The sequence below is a fragment of the Dorea longicatena genome (assembly GCF_024168045.1).
Lineage (GTDB): Bacteria > Bacillota > Clostridia > Lachnospirales > Lachnospiraceae > Dorea_A.
In genome coordinates this window covers 846,738-865,325 of the sequence record NZ_CP100126.1, presented here as the reverse complement: position 1 = coordinate 865,325, position 18,588 = coordinate 846,738, and the positions used below count along the sequence as shown (strand labels likewise).

The following is an 18,588-nucleotide window of genomic DNA, read 5'->3' as shown; positions in this document are numbered from 1 at the left end:
ATTCTAACTTTTTATTCATAATTTGCAGATAATATTATTTGTTTTTTGATTTTTATTATCAATATCATCTACAGAACCAAAATCCGGAGGATGATTCCAAGTATCAGACCAAGCATTGCCGTCCCATATAACAGCTTATGCGATCTCCGGATATCCAGTAGTTCCATCTCCCGGACCGGATCTCCGATCGTCGGCTTCTTATGCAGCTTTCCAAAATACCATGCATCTCCTGCAAGCTGCACATCCAGTGCCCCCGCCATGACTGCTTCTGTCTGTGCCGAGTTCGGACTTTTATGATTAAAGCGGTCTCTTCGGAAGATACGTGCTGCATTCTTTCCATCCATTCCGGTCAGATATGCAGCCAGGATCATCAACACTGCCGATACCCTTGCCGGAATGAAATTCACCACATCGTCTAACTTCGCTGCTGCCGTTCCAAACCACTGATACTTGTCATTCTTATATCCAACCATCGAATCCATCGTATTGATCGCTTTGTATGTAAATCCCAGAACAGCTCCGCCGATCAGCATATAAAATAACGGTGCGATCACACCATCCGATGTATTCTCTGCCACCGTCTCTACGGCCGCCTTGGTCACACCTTCTTCCGTCAGATTCTGTGTATCTCTTCCGACGATCATGGACACGGCCTTTCTCCCAGCCTCCAGGCCCTTGTCTTTCAGTGCTATGTAGACCCTGTCACTTTCTACTTTCAGGGATTTCGTTGCAAGGATCTGATAACACCAGAAGCTTTCCAGTGCAAGTCCAAGCTGCCAGAAATACTTATATGCAACCGATAAGATCACCGCCGGAACTCCTGTACTGACCGTCACAACCACCAGCACCAGAATCCCTCCACCGATGCGTTCCCCTGTCTTATTCACCGGCAGACAGTTTCTGATAATTCTTTCGGTTCCCGATATCAGATGCCCGATCAGCCTCACCGGATGATACAGCCATCTTGGATCCCCGAAGATCAGATCCAGAACAAAGCCCGCCACGATCGCGATCGTCATATATGTTATTCTCTGAAATTCTAAGTTCATATCCTTCTCCATTCTTTATCTGATAATCATAATAACTTCCTGCTGGTGTCCCGTCTTCCTTTACTGCATACCGTTCCATGATACTCATAATCGTTCCGCCATGTGCCACAACCGCAATCGTCTCCCGGTCATGTGCCTGCGCATCCCGTACGACTTCCCGGAACCCTTCAAGTGTCCGCCGGATGAACGCTTCCCTGCTTTCCCCTTCCGGAAATGGCAGCTTCCCACCACTGTCTATCCATGCCTGATACTCCGGGCAGCCGGAAAGTTCGATATAATTATGATTTTCAAACAGGCCAAAATCACACTCCCGTAACTTTTCATTACAGCTATATGCTCCTGCTTTCATCATCTCCGGATAAATGATCTCTGCCGTCTGCACGCACCGCTTCATCGGACTTACATAGACATATGTAACCTCAGGATACATTCCTTTTCTCTCTTCCAAAAGCTGTATTCCTTCCCGACATAAAGATTCATCCGTCGTTCCGATATAGCGTTTTTCTTTATTTCCTTTCGTCATCGAATGACGTATCAGATAAATCCTCATACTTCCTTTATCACCTGTCCGATTCCGCACATCACACGGTATACTTTCTCCGAATATGCCGCAAGGCGCGTGCACACTCTTCCGGTCTGCTCTCTGTATTCCCGTTCCATCCGGTCAACCGGCACGATCCCGTATCCGATCTCATCTGTGATCAGGATCAGTTCCGGATTCTTCCGAATCAGTTCTTCTGCAAGATCATCTATCGGTTCTCCTTCCTTTATCTTTCTTTCGATATACTGATGGAAATGATATATCCCTTCGCAGCTATATAGTTCTTCTTCCGTACATACCGCACCGTCTGCCCATGTGACATCTGGGTAGATTTTCTTTGCGAATGCAAGTTTTCCCTGATATGCGCCGCCTATTATCATGATCATGACTTCTTTTCCTTCCTCCAATCCTGTATTTTCATCTTTCTGTTATTTTCTACTATTTCTCTGCTGTTTTCTTTCTGCCACTTGTTTTCTTCATTCTTTCCACACTTTTATCCAGCCTGTTCATCATTTGATGATTCCGCTTTTTACTACGATATCCACTACTACCACGACAAGCGCCATCACAAGTTCACATACCTGCAGGAAATATCCACACAGATCCCCGGTCACACCACCGAAATTCTTCATCGCCATCCGGTAATAATATCCAAATACCACGCCTGCCGAGATCACACATCCGATTCCGCAGATCCCTCCGGTCAGTGGAATCAGGAAACACAGTACAATCAGATAAATGCCCAATACCATTCTTGTAATTCTGGTCGATGCACTTTCCGAAAAATCTGCCACCATACCTTTCTTCCTTGCCTGTGGAAATGTAACTACAGACAGTCCACTCAATGTTCTCGATAGCATGAAGCTATATGCGATCACTTCCATACTCCGTACACTCAGACAAGAATACACGCCAATATACATCAGAAAATAGACGGTACATGAAATGATAGCAAATGCTCCTGCGTGGGAATCTTTCAGTATTTCCAGACGACGCTCTTTCGTCTGCCAGGAACTCAGCGCATCCTGTGTATCCAGAAATCCGTCCAGATGAATTCCTCCCGTAATAAATACCGGGATCAGGATCAGAAATATTACAAAAAATAAGGAATAATTTCCTCCTCCATTCCCATCAAACCATTTTGAAAACCGAAACACTCCATAAGACAAAAGTCCGATCACCGCACCGATCCATGGAAAAAAACACATTGCATACGATTTATTTTCATCTGTCCATTCGCTGCGCGGCATCGGAATCCTGCTGTACATGGAAAACGCAATTTTGAAACTATTCCATATTCTTTTTATACTCTTCATACTTCTTTTGCTCCTTACGAATGCATACCGGAATTCCATACACAACTTCCGTTACTATATCTGCAAACTCTGCAATACTTTGATTCACCATTCCGATGCATTCCCGATATTTTTCCGTCTCTTCACTATAGCCGTTTACATCTGCGTTCACTTCATTTGTAACAATTACAAGACGTGTCGTAGAATTGCTCAGTCTGCGTACTCCTGCCAATACTTTTTCTTTTGTTTCTTTTAAATCATTCAATGTACCATCTTCTCTGTAAAGCTCATTGGCCACCAGATTCGATATGCACTCCAGAAGGATTCCCTGATTCTTTGGTATCTCAAGTTCTGATAGATCTGTATATTTTTCCAATGTCCGGAATCCTTTTCCGGCTCTCAGCCTGTGATGTCTTTCAATCTTTTTCATCGTTTCTTCTGTGTATGGCTGCATGGTTGCAATATATATGTAAGTACCATCCTTCTTATTTCTGCCTGTCAGCCAGTTCTCCGCATACTCAGATTTACCGCTTCCGCTTCCGCCTGTCACCAGATGTATCATTCTTTCTCACCTAATTCTTTATAATCTTCGATGTCATTTTCTGAAAATGTACTCATCCGTCCATACACTTCTGCCGCAAGATCCAGCACCGGAAGATATGCCACAGCTCCGGTTCCCTCACCCAGGCACATATCTGCATGCAATGGTGCATCCATGTGTAACTCTTTCAGGATCTTCTGCATTCCAGGTTCTTTCGAGACATGTGACACAATCATCGCATCTTTGACCCACTCACAGATTCTGACGGCCGCAAGTGCCGCAACCGCTGAGATAAATCCATCAACTACAATCGGGATTCGGTATACAGCACCTCCCAGATAGAGTCCGGTGATTCCCGCCAGATCGAATCCGCCTACTTTTGCCAGTACATCCACCGGATCATCCCATTTCGGACGATTGACCGCTATCGCCTTCTCGATCGCGTGTATTTTTCTTTCCAATCCTTCGTTCGTCAGTCCTGCTCCCCGTCCCGTTATCTCTGCCGGTTCGTCTCCCAGAAGTACGGAAGCCACGGCACTGCTGGTCGTCGTATTTCCGATTCCCATCTCTCCGGTAGCAATGATCTTATATCCGGCTTCCTTCTTTTCCTTCACCTGATGAATCCCGGTTAAGATTGCCTGTAACGCCTGCATTCTTGTCATAGCCGGACCTTTGGTCATATTTGCGGTTCCATTTGCCGTTTTATATCTTGGGACTTTTGTATCCGCTGCCATACCGATATCGATAGGAAAGATGTCTACACCGGCTTTTTTACACATGATCGCCGCACTGGTATTGCATGTCAGAAAATTCTCTGCAACAATTGCAGTTACTTCCTGTCCTGTCTGCGTTACACCTTCTTCTACCACTCCGTTATCCGCACACATCACGATCAGCGCCTTCCGGTTCAGATTCACGTCTGTATCGCCGGTCAGTGCCGCAATCTGCATAATATGATCTTCTAGTTTTCCCAGACTGTGTAACGGTTTCGCAATGGAGTTCCACTTTTTCTGCGCATTTCCTTTCGTTACTACATCTGCCGGATGAATGCCAGATACGATCTGATGGAATTCCTGTTCCAGTTGTTCTAAGCTTTGCTCTGCCATGCTTTTTATCCTCTCTGTTCTCTATGTTCTATCTCTTTCCCTGGCTCTTTTCTCTTGTTCCCTGCATCTTCTGCATTGTTCCAGAAAGTTCTCCGGAATCTTTTCATTTCCATAATAATGAATATGCGGATATCCTGCCAGTACCGTATCGGTACTGATCATGCATTTCCACGAACGGTTTGACATTGGTTTTTCCGCCAGAAATGCTTCCCCGCATACTTCTGAATCATAATAATGAAATTCATGTGCCGGGATACCTCCTGCTTCTTTACCGAATATTCTTCCCCCTGTCAGGGTAACATAGCCGAATCGCTTTAAGGAACCTGTCGGATAACTTTTCCCTTCTAAAAATCCAACCATTGGAAATTCTGTGCCGCTTTCATCTCTGATATATTCCTGCAGGTACATGAATCCTCCACACTCCGCGATACATGGCATTCCGCCGTTCAATGCTTTTTTAATACTCGTCTTCATTGACTCATTTTTACTTAGTTCTTCTGCATATAGTTCCGGATAACCGCCATAGAACAAAAGTCCCGACAGATTTTCCGGAATCTGCTTATCGTAAAGAGGAGAAAAAGGAATCAGTTCCGCTCCCATCTCCTGCAGCAGTTCCAGATTATCCTGATAGAAAAAACAGAATGCATCGTCACTTGCAAGCCCGATCCGTACCGTATCTTTTGTTCTAACCGATTCTGTACTATACTGTGCATTTTCTGCCAAATTTTCTACCATTTCTGATGTATATCCTTGCGTTTTCTTTTCCTGCAGCTCCGGTGCATTTTCTGCCAGTTCCAGAAGGCCTGCGATATCTACACTTTTCAGAATCTGTTCTCCCAGTCTTGTGAGTTTGTCTTCCGTATCTTTTCGTTCTTTTGGAAGCTTCAGTCCCAGATAACGGCTCTCCAGTGCACAATCTTTCATAACCGGAACATAGCCGTAGACTTTGATTCCTGTCTGCACCTCGATCATCTCTTTCATTCTTCCATACATCATCGGAGACAAACGGTTCAGAATTACGCCTTTGATACGGCTGTCTTCTTTATAATGCAAAAACCCCTGGATACACGGCACTGCAGACACGCTTAGTCCTTTACAGTCCAAGATCATCACAGCCGGGGTATCGGTAATTCTGGCAATGTCATAAGCACTCGCCTCTGAAGAGATCCCTGCGATCCCATCATAGTATCCCATAACACCTTCCATTACGGAAATATCTGCTCCGGCACCATTTTTTTTCAGGATCTCTCTGACTCCATTTTCTCCACACAAAAAGGAATCCAGATTATAGCTGCTGATGCCGATCACAGTCTTGTGGAACATTGGATCAATGTAATCCGGCCCGCACTTAAAAGACGCAGGATTTATCTCCTGCATCTTCATTGCTTTCAATATTCCGCAGGTCAGCATGGTTTTACCTGCGCCACTTCTCATCGCAGTAATCAGAATTCTAGGAAGTTTCATTACTCAGATTCCTCCATTTCTTCCCGGATTTTCTCCGGTGTCAGATCCCCTACAGAGATCACTTTCGTAATATCCTCCACAATATCTCCGGTCATATCTTCCGGTTCCACCTCGTCCAGATTGATTTCTTCCAGAACGAAATCGTCTTCATTTTCCGGATCTGCTTCCTTTTTTGCCGGTCTGCTCGTAAAGCTGATCACATAGATCGGATTCTGTCCATTCATCATATGATAACTGCCCACTTTTTTCGCACGGCTTACCGCTACCTGAATAACTTCTGCCTCTTCTATCTCATTCTCTTCCGTATATTTTAACACCTGCATCATCGTCTCGAGTGAGATTGCATTGAGCACCACCCGTACAAATGGGTTCTTCTTCCGGATAGCATCCAGGATTTCATACAACTTTCCTTTACTGCCCCCGATAAATACGCAATCAGGTGCCGGCAGTTCTTCCAGTGCCTCCGGCGCCATACCTTCTATCACATGCAGATTATCCACGTGCATCCGCCTTGCATTTTCACGGATCAGTTCCTGCGCCTCCACTTTCTGTTCGATTGCATAGACGTTACCTTGCGTTGCAACCATGGCGGCCTCTACGGAAATAGAGCCTGTTCCTGCTCCGACATCATATACAACTGCATCCTTCTTAATCTTAAGTTTAGCAATCGAAATGCTTCTTACTTCTTCCTTGGTCATCGGTACATCGCCACGTACAAATGTATCATCCGGAATTGCCGGAATCACCGGGCTTTCGCCGCCGGATTCATTTTCAATATAAAGGACCGCCAGATTCTCTCCTTTGTAATGAAGCAGTGATCTTGCTGTTCCTGTCTGAATCTCTTCATTCTTATAAGAAAGTTCTGTCCCGATCCTGACTGTTACTTCGCCCATTCCATATTCCGTCATTTTTGTCAGGATCTGACGGATCTCTTCTGCATTACTTACAAGGGCGAATACCTTTTTATTCTCCTTAATGACCGCCATCAGATTTTCTTTTCTTCCATGCAGGCTTACTAGTGCCGCATCCTCCCATGTTACGCCAAGCTTTGATGCAAAATATATGATGGATGATACTCCAGGCACCACTTTTGTCTCAATCTGTGGGTCATCTTTCGTCAATTCCAGAATCTTCTTCGCACCGCTGTAAAATCCTGTATCACCGGACAACGCAATCGTTACATTTTCATATTCCGGATTTTCTTTGATATAAGAAATGATCTCATCCGGGCGGTATGCTTCATATATGGTCTGTCCGACTTCTGCCACTGCCTCGATCATCCTGCCTGCTCCGATCAGAAGTTCTGCTTCCTGACAGCATCTTTTTGCTTCCAGTGTAACCTGGTCTCTGGCACCTGCACCGATTCCCACCAGTGTAACTTTCCAGTGATTATCCAGTTCCAGTTCTTTCTGAAGGAATTTGGACATTTCCTCAAAATTCATTCCCTCTTCTTCTTCCGGCCTTCCGATCACAACCATTTTCACACCGGCTTCTAGTGCAGCCTGACATTTCTGCGGGTATCCGCCTGCAAGTCCTGATTCTTTCGTTACCATATAAGCAATATCATATTCCTTTAACATGGCACGATTCATTTCCGTAGAAAACGGTCCCTGCATACAGATGAGATGACGTCCGGAGAATCCAAGTTCTTCACAATTAACTGCCACCTGGCCAATAGACAGAACGCGCGCATATACCCGGCTTTCGTAATCCGTCAGTCTTGTATAGGATTCCAGCTCCTTGCTTCCTGTTGTTACCAGAATATTTCCTTCTGTTTTTTCCAGATACTTTATCGCTTCATCCATATTTTCCACACAGATGCTTTCTTTGGTCTCTTCACTTCCCCTGACCAGTCTTAAATACGGAACCTGCATAACCTCACAGGCACTTTTCAAGTTTTTGGTCACTTCTTTGGCATATGGATGCGTTGCATCGATCACATAATCCGGCTCAAACACCCTCATAAACTCGCCCATCTGCCCACTGTCCATCCGGTCGTGTGTCACCGTTATATTCTTCTCTTCCGGAAGCAGACTCTCCCCATAAGCGGTTGCCACACAGACGTGCAGTCTTACGCCTCTTCTTCCGAGATAAGATGCTAATTTTCTTCCTTCTGTTGTCCCTGCATATAATAGAATCTTTTTGTCTTTCATATACGATATCCCCTTGGTGTAACCATTTTTTCCCGAATTACTTTTGTCTGTTTATTTCCGATAAATACAGTAGAGAACATATCTACTGTTGTCTCTTTTAATTCTTTCAGTGTCAGTGTCTGCATTGTTTCTCCCTCGCGGGCAATGTTTTTTACTATTCCGCAGACGGTATCTTCCGCCTTATATTCCAGCATGATCTCACATGCTTTTGCAAGATAGGTACTGCGTTTCCTGCTGGACGGATTATAAAGGCAGATCACAAAATCAGCTTTTGCCGCACAGCGAAGCCTTTCTTCGATCAATTCCCACGGTGTCAGAAGATCACTTAAACTGATCAGACTGACATCATGTCCGACTGCTGCTCCAAGTACCGCAGAACCTCCCAGTGCCGCTGTCACTCCCGGGATTACTTCGATCGCGACTTCCGGATATTCCTCACCGATTTCATACATCAGTCCTGCCATTCCGTATATCCCGGCATCTCCGCTGCATACCATTGCCGTTACAGCTCCTTTTGCTGCCTCTTCGAATGCCATCCTGCACCGTGCTGCCTCCTGTCTCATGGACGTTGTCAGATATCTCTTATCCGGAAAATATTCTTTTAATAATTCGATATATACGGTATATCCGACGATCACATCACATTTTTCCAGCGTCCGGACTGCTTTCACCGTCATCTGTTCATATGCCCCCGGTCCCATTCCTATCACATATACCTTATTCAAACTTCACCCTCCAATTATCCCAGGCAAATGCTGCTGTCACACCATTTTCTGCCTGTTTTCTGATCCGCAGTGTACCACCTGTATATACAGCACTTCTTTCACATACATTATCCACTCCGGTAACCTTTTTTACAAATGTAGAAACACTGAATTCTCCTTCTACTTTTTTTAATTCTTCTGCCGGATAAAATTCCGGCTCTATGTTATATTTGTTGCAAAATGTAAGCAATCCCTCTTCGTCTTTTTTTAGATCAATGCTTGCGATCCTGCCAATACTTTTCTTATTAATATGTGATTCTTTCAGTATCTTATCCACCAGCTGTTCTATCTGCTCTGCGGATGTCCCCCGTCTGCAGCCGATTCCCACCGTGATCCGTTGTGGTATCAGCCTTAATACATGACTGCTTAATTTTCGTTCATATATCCCGATATAGATATCTGGATTCTCATAGGTTTCCGGTACGATCTTCACTTCTTCCGGCACAGTACCCTCTATCGAATCTCTTCCGCTCTCAATCGCGGCCACGACTGTCTTTCCTTCCAGAATCTTTGCCGAAATTTGCTTTGCCTTCTGCATATCTTCTATATAAAGATGATTCTTTCTGGCAAATACATCTATTGCCCATTTTCCCCGGATATCTGTAGCTGTTGTGATCACAGGCAGTGCTCCTGCCATCTCTGCAATTCTTTCAGCCATCTCATTTGCTCCGCCAATGTGCCCGGACAGGATCGGGATACAATATTGTCCTTTCTCATCCAGTACCAGTACCGCCGGATCTGTTGTCTTTGATCCTATAAAAGATGCGATCAAGCGCACGGCAATCTGTACTGCTCCAATAAAGATCAGTACATCCCGCGTCCGGAACTGTTCACCTGTCCATTCTCTGGCACTGCATTTTACCGCATCCTTGTCCGATTCCAGTTCTTTGCATTTTACCGCCTGCAGCACCTGGTGTCCTTCTTTTTCCAGTTCATGTGCTAAAGATCTCTCCAGTCTTCTTCCATTTCCGGTAAAACTGATCATTGCAATCTTCATCTTATTTTACTCCCTGACGGAACTCGGTGGTGAATTCCGGATCATACAGTTTCGAACGTTCATACGCATGATGTGTCACCACATCTCCAACGATGATCAATGCTGTCTTTGTAATTCCATGTGCTTTCGCAGTCTCTGCCAGTGTACTGACAGTACAGATGTAACTTTCTTCCTCCGGCCATGTTGCCTTGTATACAATTGCTGCCGGCGTATCTTCTTTATAACCGCCTTCTATCAACTGACCTTCCAGCTTTTCCAGAAGTCCTGTACTTAAGAAAAGTACCATCGTCGCATTATGACTTGCAAACGCTGCAACCTTTTCCTTCGCCGGAACCGGTGTTCTTCCTTCCATACGTGTGATGACAACACTCTGTGACACCTCCGGAAGTGTATATTCCAGATTCAGTGCCGCTGCTGCCCCGCAGAAGGAACTGACACCCGGGCAGGAATCATACGCAATTCCCAGTTCATCCAGATGATCCATCTGTTCCCGGATTGCACCATACAGACACGGATCACCTGTATGCAGCCGAACCGTCATCTTCTGTTCCCGGTCTGCCTGTTCCATCACTTCCAGAACTTCTTCCAGTGTCATCTTCGCACTGTTATATATCTCGCATGTCTCCTTTGTACTCTTTAACAGCCCCGGATTCACCAGTGATCCCGCATAGATCACCACATCAGCCTGCTCCAGATAACGCTGTCCACGGACCGTGATCAGATCTTCGGCTCCCGGACCTGCTCCCACAAAATGTATCATTTTCCGACTCCTTCCTGTCCTGCAAAGAACCTGCCACCAGCAACTTCTCCTGCATACTCTGGTATCTATTGTATATGTCGTTCTTTTCTGAATCTTTCTATCAGTTCTTCTGCTTTTTCTGTCTTTCCAAGGATTCCGTATACATTGGAAAACGTGACCACTCCCACCTGTATCTCTCCTTTCCCCCGGTAGTTCAGATATTTCTCCATACGCATCATGATTTTTTCCATAATGCGTGTTCGTTCTTCCTCGCTACATTTCTCCAATGCATCATCCGTCGTCACACAGTCAAGAAATTCGACTGCCTTCTCTCCGGCAATTCCCGCTCTCAATGCGGCCGTGGCGAATAAATCCATCCGACAGTCTGCCCATCTGGAATGGGTATTCATGATTCCGCCGGATACCTTGATCAGTTTCCCGATATGTCCGACCAGCAGGACACCTTTACAATCCTGTTCTACCGCCATATCTATGGCCTGACCAATATAGTTACTACATTTTACCACATCATTTTCTTCTATACTATACTGTTCTTTCAGAAAATCCAATCCGTAATTACCCGGTGCAATGATCAGATACCTGTACTTTTCCGCAAGGCATACCTTCATCTCTACTTCAATGGTATCGATCAGCGCCTGTTCACTCATCGGATTCACAATACCGGTTGTCCCAAGTATTGAAAGTCCTCCTTCTATTCCAAGTCTTGGATTAAATGTTTCTTTTGCCAGTCTTGCCCCTTCCGGAATCGAAATCTCTACATCAATTCCACCGGTATAGCCAACCTCTTCACAGGCTTCTTCTACTTCTTTTCTTATCATCTGCCTTGGCACACGGTTAATTGCGGCTTCTCCCACCGGCTGATTCAGTCCGGGCCTGGTCACTCTTCCTACCCCGATCCCGCCATCAATATGAATCTGTCCTGTTTCAGAAAGCCTTACCTGACTGTAAACCAGTACTCCATTCGTGATATCCGGATCATCTCCGCTGTTTTTTTTGACCGCACAGGATACCATATCCGGCAATTCCCTGTCTGTATATTTTCTCTGTATATCCGTGATATCCAACTGCAGCTTTTCTCCCTGCGGCAGTTCTACCGACACCTGCTCTACTTTTTCACCTGTAAAAAGCATCTGCATTGCTGCCCTCGTTGCAGCCTGTGCACAGGTTCCGGTTGTATACCCTTTTGCTAATTCTTTTTTCGGCATATGGACTCCTTTCCATCAGGGAGCGAGGTTTTGGCTTTTTTAATATCCCCTGACGCAAAAATGGAGGACTGCAGTTTTCTACATTCCTCCACCAATTTTAGCGTTTTCATACTTACATGTCAAATTATCTGTATGACGGTTCTCCACTTATTCGTTACCATTTTTGTTCTTACATTCTTGTTCCCATGCTTTGATTTCACCGCATGCAATCTTCATTCCCGAATCTCCGGACGGCTGGGTCTTGAAGTCATCCGGCATCTCATGAAGTACGATTGTCCGGCCGGGTATCAACCGCTTAATGCATTAAATAGCAACTCTACTGAATAAACATCGCATCCCCAAATGAAAAGAACCGGTACCTCTCCTTCACAGCCTCTTCATAAGCCGCAAGCACGTGCTCCCGTCCTGCAAGCGCAGATACCAGCATGATTAATGTAGATTCTGGAAGATGGAAGTTCGTGATCAGACAATCCAGTACTTTGAATTTATAGCCCGGATAGATGAATATCTGTGTCCATCCACTCTTTGCTTCCAGATGTCCATTCTCATCTGCTGCCGATTCTACCGTTCTGCAGCTTGTCGTTCCGACGCAGATAACACGGTGTCCCGTCTCTTTTGCACGATTGATCTTCTCAGCCGCTTCTTCATCGATCATGAAGAATTCCGAATGCATATGATGCTCGGTAATCTCATCCACTTTTACCGGACGGAATGTTCCAAGCCCCACATGAAGTGTAACTCTCGCAATATCCACACCTTTTGCCTTAATCTCTTCCAGAAGTTCCGGTGTAAAATGCAGTCCTGCCGTCGGTGCTGCTGCCGAACCTGTGTGAGTTGCATATACCGTCTGGTAACGGTTCTTATCCTCCAGCTGGTGTGTGATATATGGAGGCAGCGGCATCTGGCCAAGCTGGTCTAAGATTTCTTCAAAAATTCCGTCGAAATCGAATTTGATCAGACGGTTTCCTTCTTCTACCACATCAATGACTTCTCCCATCAGAAGGCCCTCACCGAAACTAATCTTTGCTCCGACTTTTGCTTTCTTACCTGGTTTTACCAACGTCTCCCATACGTTGTTTTCTTTTCTCTTCAATAATAATACTTCGATTTTGGCATTGGTCTCTACTTTGGAACCAATCAGTCTTGCCGGAATAACCTTTGTATCATTGATTACCAGACAGTCTCCCTCATGCAGATACTCTGTGATTTCTTTAAATACATGATGGGAAAAAGCCCCGGTCTCCTTGTCAAGGACAAGAAGTCTGGAGCTCGAACGATCCTCAAGCGGATCCTGTGCAATCAGTTCTTCCGGCAATTCATAATAAAAATCCTGACGTTTCATAATTATGAATTCCTTTCCCTTTTATTCTTTACGTATCTTTTTCTGATATGTTTTCATTTACAGTTGCATTTGAAGCTATTTCTTTTTCTGATTTATTTTCTACCAGACGATAGCCATTATACACTGGTTTTCCCAGTTTCTCAACTACAGAACTCTGTGTATTTTCTGTTTTTTTCAATTCCCGTATCCCAGACTCTTTCATTTGGACATTTTCCTGCGTTTTTGACAGCTCACCCTCTGATGTCTGCGGTTTCTGCTCTTCTACATTTGGCTTTTCACATTCTGGTACAACTGTTCCCGGTTGCGCCATCCATGCTTTTATCTTCTTCTGATAGACCACTCTGGTATCACAAAGCAGGTCATGAAATCCACGTTTTTCCGAATCAATTCCTGCAACAATATAACCGATATTCACCGGAAGGCTACATAAGAATCTTCCAACCGTCTCGCGGTACACCACATTGAACAGTGTCAGCTTCTCTTCCGGATTTTTTGAAACTACCCGGAGATTCATCGCTTTCTTTCCAAGTGTCGTTCCTGTCAGATAGGTAAATGCAATAAAATATAACACTTTCAGAGCATACAGTATGATATCTTTCAACGAATAATGAAACAGGATATCCGTTCCCGTTATCGCACAACCGCCAGCCAGTGAGATACCTGCAAATATCAGCCGCACGATCAGGAGGCCTGCAAATACTACCACACTGTCGATCATATAAGCCGCCATCCGCACCCAGAACCCTGCATACTCCAGATTCCCACTGGCACAGTAACTGTTCTGTCTGGCTAACTTCTCCTGATTATCGTAACTGTTCTGCATAGTACATCGGCACCCCGCTTTCTACACTTTTGGCGGTTTCCGTCAGAACCTGCGCTTCTGACTTCGGAACTAATGATTCTGCTTTGGAAAACAGCGACTGCAAAAGTCCTTCATCTGATTCCATCTCATAAAATGTAGATGTTCCAAGTTTTTTGCTCATTGCATCTTTCATATCTGGATACAGACTGATCTCATCGATCAGACCGTTGTTCTTCGCCTGCTTTGCAGTATAAGTTCTTCCGTCTGCCAGTTTCTTTACATCCTCCACTGACATATCACGGCCATCTGCCACGATATTCACGAATTTCTCATAAGCTTCATTGATCTGATCCTGATAAATAGCAATCTGCTCGTCCGTAAATTTGCTGCTGTCCTTATTCTTTCCGCTCGTGATACTTACATAACGGATTCCAAGCTTTTTATACAGCCCGGACATATCATATCCTGACATGATCACACCGATGGAACCGGTCGTTGTATTCGAATTTGCATAGATTTTATCCGATGCCATAGACACCATATATCCACCGGATGCCGCATAATGTGCCATATAATCCCAGATCGGACGTTTTGTTGTCTCTTTATATTCTTTCAGTTTCTGATACAGTTCTTCGGATTCATAGACAGTTCCTCCCGGAGAATCTACATACAGAAGAATTCCTTTATTGTTAGAATCATCCATCAATTCATCGATATAATTCATCGTTGAATCATGCTGATATCCACTGGATGCCTCCAGTGTACTGCTTCCACTCTGTTCCTGGATCGTACCTTCTACTCTTACGATTGCAATATAATCTTCAGACGGTGGATTAAACTGATACGAACCTCCGAGATTAATTATATCATCTGCACTGTTCTGAAGCAGATTTTTTGAAATTGTATTGGTAAATACGCTGGCAGCACCGACTCCAACGAACAGTGCTGCCGCTACTACCAGACCTATGATCTGTTTTTTCTTCATACGTAATCCTCTTGCTCTTTTTACCGAGCTTTTATCTGATATGAATGAATGTTTTTTTATTTACGAAGTTCGATTCCCATACCCTCGAGTGCCTTTAAGATACGGTCCATAGCTGCAGATACATCTGCATCTTCCAGAGTCTTATCCTTTGCACGGAATACGATAGAATATGCAACAGATTTGAATCCTGTTTTAATCTGAGCACCTTCGTAAATATCGAACAGTGAATAGCTTTCCAGATATTCACCGCCCTTGCTTTCGATCACATCTTCAATCTGTCCTACCAGAATCTCTTTTGGCATTACCATACTGATGTCACGTGTCACTGCAGGGAATTTTGCAATTCCTGTATATTTACGATCAAATGTTGCTCTTGCTACGATCTCTGGCATATCGATTACTGCAATGTAGGCTCTTGTTCCGATTCCATAGTTATCTGCAACTTCCGGATGTACTTCTCCAAGATATCCGACTACTACACCATCATAAATGATGTTTGCCTGACGTCCCGGGTGAAGGAATGATTTTCCTGCATTCGGATCGTATTTTTCTTTCTTATGAAGTCCTACTTTATCGAAGAACTCTTCTACGACACCCTTCATAGTGAAGAAGTCGCCTTCGCCATACATACCAAGTGTGAACTGTACTCTTTCATCCGGCAGTTCTGTAAGTGGAAGTGCCTTTGGGAGATAAATGTTAGCCAGTTCGTATAATTTTACGTCTTTATTTCTTCTGTTATAGTTTGTTGCAAGTGATGTCAGCATACCATTCAAAGAAGATGTACGCATGATACTATAATCTTCTCCCAGTGGGTTCATGATCGGAATAGCCTTACGAAGATCAGAATCTTCCGGAATTAGAAGCTTGTCAAATACCTTCGGGCTTTCGAATGAATATGTCATTCCTTGGCTGAATCCGCAGAACTCAGCGATATCACGTGCAACCTGCTCTACTCTTAACTTGAATGATAATTTTCCTGTTGTAGCTTCTCCACTTGGAAGTGTGGTCGGAATGTTATCATATCCGTAGAATCTTGCAACCTCTTCCGCAAGGTCGGCGATGCGGAATAAGTCATGACGGAAAGTAGGTGCGATGACTTCGCTTGTCTCTTCATCGAATTCCAGATCGATCTTCTTGAAGTATCCGATCATTTCTTCTTTAGAAATGTCTGTTCCAAGCAGCTTGTTGATCTTTTCCGCATCAAATGGTACTCTTACAGGCTCTTTCTTCTTGCTGTATACATCAACCATTCCTCCGACAACTTCACCGGCTCCCATCTCTTCGATCAGCTGGCATGCACGGTCAATGGCTGCCTCTGCATTATTTGGATCCAGACCCTTCTCAAATTTACCGGATGCATCGGTACGAAGTCCGATCTTCTTGCTTGATTTACGGATGTTGGTTCCATCAAAGCAAGCTGCTTCGAATAACATTGTCTGAACATCGTCTGTGATCATAGAGTTTTCTCCACCCATGATACCTGCGATACCGATGGATTTCTTACCGTCACAGATCATCAGTACAGATTCATCCATCTCTCTTTCCTGTCCGTCAAGAGTTGTGAATTTCTCACCTTTTTCTGCAGTACGCACTACAATTTCTTTTCCTTCGATCGTATCAAGGTCATATGCATGCATTGGCTGTCCGTATTCTTCCATTACATAGTTTGTAATATCAACCAGGTTGTTGATCGGGCGGATTCCTACAGAAGCCAGACGTCTCTGCATCCATTTTGGAGATGGTCCGATCTTAATGTTCTTTACGATTCTTGCACAATATCTTGGGCAAAGTTCCGGATTCTTAACGGTTACTTTGATATAATCTGCTGCATTCTCATCATTTCCTGTTGGTGTGACAACAGGTGGATAGAACGCTTTATTAAATGTAGCTGCTGCCTCTCTTGCAATACCTACAACACTGAAGCAATCTACACGGTTAGATGTGATCTCATATTCTACAACGACATCATCGAGGCCAAGTGATTTGATCGCACTCTCACCTACAACGGCATCATCGTCGAAGATATAGATTCCGTATTCCGGAGCTTCCGGATACATCTCTCTGTTTGAACCAAGTTCTTCGATGGAACACATCATACCATCGCTTTCTACGCCGCGGAGCTTTCCTTTTTTAATCTTGATCCCGCCTTCTACGCGCTGTCCAGGTTCATGTCCGCCTGCCACACGTCCGCCTGCTAATACAACCGGTACTTTGTCTCCTTCTTTCACATTCGGAGCACCTGTTACGATCTGAATCGTCTCTGTTCCGATATTTACCTGACAGATGATCAGCTTATCTGCGTCCGGATGTTTCTCAATCTTGTCAATCTGTCCGATCACGATCTTATCAAGATCCGCATCTAATTTTTCAAAACCTTCGACTTTTGTACCAGACAAAGTCATTGCATCTGTATATTCCTGAGCTGTTACATCAAGATCCGGAACATACGCTTTTATCCATGATAATGAAGTATTCATTTATAAATCTCCTTTTCGTATTATTACTTGTGCTCGCTAGAACTGTTTTAAGAATCTGATATCATTTTCGTATAACAGTCTCATATCATCGATCTCGTACTTCAGAAGTGCGATACGTTCCAGTCCTACACCGAATGCGAATCCTGTATATTCTTCCGGATCAATTCCGCACATTTCCAGTACGTGTGGATGTACCATACCACATCCAAGGATCTCGATCCATCCGGATCCTTTACAGAAACGGCATCCTTTTCCACCGCATTTGAAGCAGCTTACATCCATCTCGGCACTTGGCTCTGTGAATGGGAAATGATGTGGTCTGAATTTTGTCTTTGTGTCTTCTCCGAATAATTCTTTTGCAAATACTTCCAGTGTTCCCTTTAAGTCAGCAAATGAAATATTCTTGTCGATGATCAGTCCTTCGATCTGATGGAAAGAAGGTGAATGTGTTGCATCTACTTCGTCTGAACGGAATACACGTCCCGGTGACAGGATACAGATTGGAAGCTTGCCCTGCTCCATAATACGTGCCTGTACAGGAGATGTCTGTGTCCTGAGCACGATGTCTTTATTAATATAGAATGTGTCCTGCTCATCCTTTGCCGGATGTCCGTCCGGGATGTTCAGTTTACGGAAGTTGTACTCATCATACTCGATCTCAGGTCCTTCTACGACTTCGTATCCCATACCTGTAAATACACGCTCTACTTCTTCCAGTGCAATTGTATTCGGATGACGGTGTCCGACACAATTTTTCTTAGCCGGAAGTGTAACATCGATCACTTCTTTTTTCAGCTTTTCTGCACGGATTGCCTTTTCCATCTTTTCTTTATTTTCTTCCAGAACAGCTTCAATTGCCGCCCTTGTCTCGTTTACCATCTGTCCGACCTTCGGTCTGTCCTCCGGTGCAACGTCTTTCATACCTTTTAATACAGCGGTAAGTTCTCCCTTTTTACCAAGGAACTTTACACGCACATCATTCAGTTTTTCCGGCATATCGGCAGCTTCAATTGCCTTCAATGCTTCATCTTTGATGTTCTGCAGTCTTTCTTTCATCATTTTCTTCCTTTCTCCGCATATCTTTATATCAGCGTATGCTTTTTGGTA

The 18,588-nt window shown here is 44.3% G+C and carries 17 protein-coding genes and 1 pseudogene; all 18 read right to left on the bottom strand.

Annotated features, from left to right (window positions below):
* Positions 1–68: 68 nt before the first annotated feature.
* On the bottom strand, positions 69–980 hold the full coding sequence (cbiB, locus tag NKF87_RS04215) for an adenosylcobinamide-phosphate synthase CbiB (RefSeq protein WP_242998822.1): 912 nt from the start codon (positions 978–980) through the stop codon (positions 69–71).
* Complete coding sequence (locus NKF87_RS04210; protein WP_242998806.1) at positions 880–1,599, bottom strand: histidine phosphatase family protein; 720 nt, start codon at positions 1,597–1,599, stop codon at positions 880–882. Before NKF87_RS04210 ends, cbiB begins: the two co-directional genes overlap by 101 nt.
* Positions 1,596–1,976: a bifunctional adenosylcobinamide kinase/adenosylcobinamide-phosphate guanylyltransferase gene (locus tag NKF87_RS04205; RefSeq protein ID WP_006426280.1), complete on the bottom strand. Its 381-nt coding sequence runs from the start codon at positions 1,974–1,976 to the stop codon at positions 1,596–1,598. Before NKF87_RS04205 ends, NKF87_RS04210 begins: the two co-directional genes overlap by 4 nt.
* A gap of 123 nt (positions 1,977–2,099) precedes the next feature.
* Positions 2,100–2,906: an adenosylcobinamide-GDP ribazoletransferase gene (locus NKF87_RS04200; protein ID WP_028088215.1), complete on the bottom strand. Its 807-nt coding sequence runs from the start codon at positions 2,904–2,906 to the stop codon at positions 2,100–2,102.
* Complete coding sequence (locus NKF87_RS04195; protein ID WP_253584054.1) at positions 2,878–3,447, bottom strand: bifunctional adenosylcobinamide kinase/adenosylcobinamide-phosphate guanylyltransferase; 570 nt, start codon at positions 3,445–3,447, stop codon at positions 2,878–2,880. The genes NKF87_RS04200 and NKF87_RS04195 overlap by 29 nt, the downstream gene beginning before the upstream one ends.
* A complete protein-coding gene (gene cobT, locus NKF87_RS04190; RefSeq protein WP_006426283.1) occupies positions 3,444–4,532 on the bottom strand; it encodes a nicotinate-nucleotide--dimethylbenzimidazole phosphoribosyltransferase in 1,089 nt (362 codons plus the stop codon). The genes NKF87_RS04195 and cobT overlap by 4 nt, the downstream gene beginning before the upstream one ends.
* A 21-nt stretch (positions 4,533–4,553) precedes the next feature.
* Positions 4,554–5,996 carry a cobyrinate a,c-diamide synthase gene (locus NKF87_RS04185; RefSeq protein WP_006426284.1) on the bottom strand — a complete coding sequence of 481 codons (1,443 nt, stop codon included), beginning with the start codon at positions 5,994–5,996 and terminating at the stop codon, positions 4,554–4,556.
* Complete coding sequence (gene cobK, locus NKF87_RS04180) at positions 5,996–8,149, bottom strand: precorrin-6A reductase (RefSeq protein WP_006426285.1); 2,154 nt, start codon at positions 8,147–8,149, stop codon at positions 5,996–5,998. Before cobK ends, NKF87_RS04185 begins: the two co-directional genes overlap by 1 nt.
* Positions 8,146–8,874 (bottom strand): precorrin-3B C(17)-methyltransferase, encoded by a 729-nt coding sequence (gene cobJ / locus NKF87_RS04175; RefSeq protein ID WP_022416227.1) that lies wholly within the window; start codon positions 8,872–8,874, stop codon positions 8,146–8,148. The genes cobK and cobJ overlap by 4 nt, the downstream gene beginning before the upstream one ends.
* Entirely contained in the window at positions 8,867–9,910 is a 1,044-nt protein-coding gene (locus NKF87_RS04170; protein WP_055213710.1) for a cobalt-precorrin 5A hydrolase, read from the bottom strand. The genes cobJ and NKF87_RS04170 overlap by 8 nt, the downstream gene beginning before the upstream one ends.
* A 1-nt stretch (position 9,911) precedes the next feature.
* Positions 9,912–10,670 carry a precorrin-4 C(11)-methyltransferase gene (gene cobM, locus NKF87_RS04165; RefSeq protein ID WP_118224899.1) on the bottom strand — a complete coding sequence of 253 codons (759 nt, stop codon included), beginning with the start codon at positions 10,668–10,670 and terminating at the stop codon, positions 9,912–9,914.
* A 65-nt stretch (positions 10,671–10,735) separates the two neighbouring features.
* Positions 10,736–11,875 (bottom strand): cobalt-precorrin-5B (C(1))-methyltransferase CbiD, encoded by a 1,140-nt coding sequence (cbiD, locus tag NKF87_RS04160; protein ID WP_028088207.1) that lies wholly within the window; start codon positions 11,873–11,875, stop codon positions 10,736–10,738.
* A gap of 147 nt (positions 11,876–12,022) precedes the next feature.
* Positions 12,023–12,157, bottom strand: a pseudogene (locus NKF87_RS04155) (superoxide dismutase family protein); the annotation flags it as partial.
* 34 nt (positions 12,158–12,191) lie between these two features.
* A complete protein-coding gene (gene queA, locus NKF87_RS04150) occupies positions 12,192–13,217 on the bottom strand; it encodes a tRNA preQ1(34) S-adenosylmethionine ribosyltransferase-isomerase QueA (RefSeq protein WP_253584052.1) in 1,026 nt (341 codons plus the stop codon).
* A gap of 28 nt (positions 13,218–13,245) precedes the next feature.
* Positions 13,246–14,040, bottom strand: coding sequence for an RDD family protein (locus tag NKF87_RS04145; protein ID WP_253584051.1), 795 nt, complete (start codon positions 14,038–14,040; stop codon positions 13,246–13,248).
* On the bottom strand, positions 14,021–15,004 hold the full coding sequence (gene sppA, locus NKF87_RS04140) for a signal peptide peptidase SppA (protein WP_253584049.1): 984 nt from the start codon (positions 15,002–15,004) through the stop codon (positions 14,021–14,023). The genes NKF87_RS04145 and sppA overlap by 20 nt, the downstream gene beginning before the upstream one ends.
* A 56-nt stretch (positions 15,005–15,060) precedes the next feature.
* Positions 15,061–17,481: a phenylalanine--tRNA ligase subunit beta gene (gene pheT / locus NKF87_RS04135; protein WP_227079822.1), complete on the bottom strand. Its 2,421-nt coding sequence runs from the start codon at positions 17,479–17,481 to the stop codon at positions 15,061–15,063.
* A gap of 36 nt (positions 17,482–17,517) precedes the next feature.
* Complete coding sequence (gene pheS, locus NKF87_RS04130; RefSeq protein ID WP_028086877.1) at positions 17,518–18,537, bottom strand: phenylalanine--tRNA ligase subunit alpha; 1,020 nt, start codon at positions 18,535–18,537, stop codon at positions 17,518–17,520.
* Positions 18,538–18,588: the final 51 nt, after the last annotated feature.

Excerpts from the sequence above, each read along its gene's own strand:
- cobK (WP_006426285.1), bottom strand. The coding sequence starts at position 8,149 with ATGAAAGACAAAAAGATTCTATTATATGCAGGGACAACAGAAGGAAGA.
- NKF87_RS04170 (WP_055213710.1), bottom strand. The coding sequence starts at position 9,910 with ATGAAGATTGCAATGATCAGTTTTACCGGAAATGGAAGAAGACTGGAG.
- NKF87_RS04195 (WP_253584054.1), bottom strand. The coding sequence starts at position 3,447 with ATGATACATCTGGTGACAGGCGGAAGCGGAAGCGGTAAATCTGAGTAT.
- NKF87_RS04200 (WP_028088215.1), bottom strand. The coding sequence starts at position 2,906 with ATGAAGAGTATAAAAAGAATATGGAATAGTTTCAAAATTGCGTTTTCC.
- NKF87_RS04210 (WP_242998806.1), bottom strand. The coding sequence starts at position 1,599 with ATGAGGATTTATCTGATACGTCATTCGATGACGAAAGGAAATAAAGAA.
- queA (WP_253584052.1), bottom strand. The coding sequence starts at position 13,217 with ATGAAACGTCAGGATTTTTATTATGAATTGCCGGAAGAACTGATTGCA.
- cbiD (WP_028088207.1), bottom strand. The coding sequence starts at position 11,875 with ATGCCGAAAAAAGAATTAGCAAAAGGGTATACAACCGGAACCTGTGCA.
- cobM (WP_118224899.1), bottom strand. The coding sequence starts at position 10,670 with ATGATACATTTTGTGGGAGCAGGTCCGGGAGCCGAAGATCTGATCACG.
- NKF87_RS04185 (WP_006426284.1), bottom strand. The coding sequence starts at position 5,996 with ATGAAACTTCCTAGAATTCTGATTACTGCGATGAGAAGTGGCGCAGGT.
- cobT (WP_006426283.1), bottom strand. The coding sequence starts at position 4,532 with ATGGCAGAGCAAAGCTTAGAACAACTGGAACAGGAATTCCATCAGATC.
- pheS (WP_028086877.1), bottom strand. The coding sequence starts at position 18,537 with ATGAAAGAAAGACTGCAGAACATCAAAGATGAAGCATTGAAGGCAATT.
- pheT (WP_227079822.1), bottom strand. The coding sequence starts at position 17,481 with ATGAATACTTCATTATCATGGATAAAAGCGTATGTTCCGGATCTTGAT.
- NKF87_RS04205 (WP_006426280.1), bottom strand. The coding sequence starts at position 1,976 with ATGATCATGATAATAGGCGGCGCATATCAGGGAAAACTTGCATTCGCA.
- NKF87_RS04145 (WP_253584051.1), bottom strand. The coding sequence starts at position 14,040 with ATGCAGAACAGTTACGATAATCAGGAGAAGTTAGCCAGACAGAACAGT.
- sppA (WP_253584049.1), bottom strand. The coding sequence starts at position 15,004 with ATGAAGAAAAAACAGATCATAGGTCTGGTAGTAGCGGCAGCACTGTTC.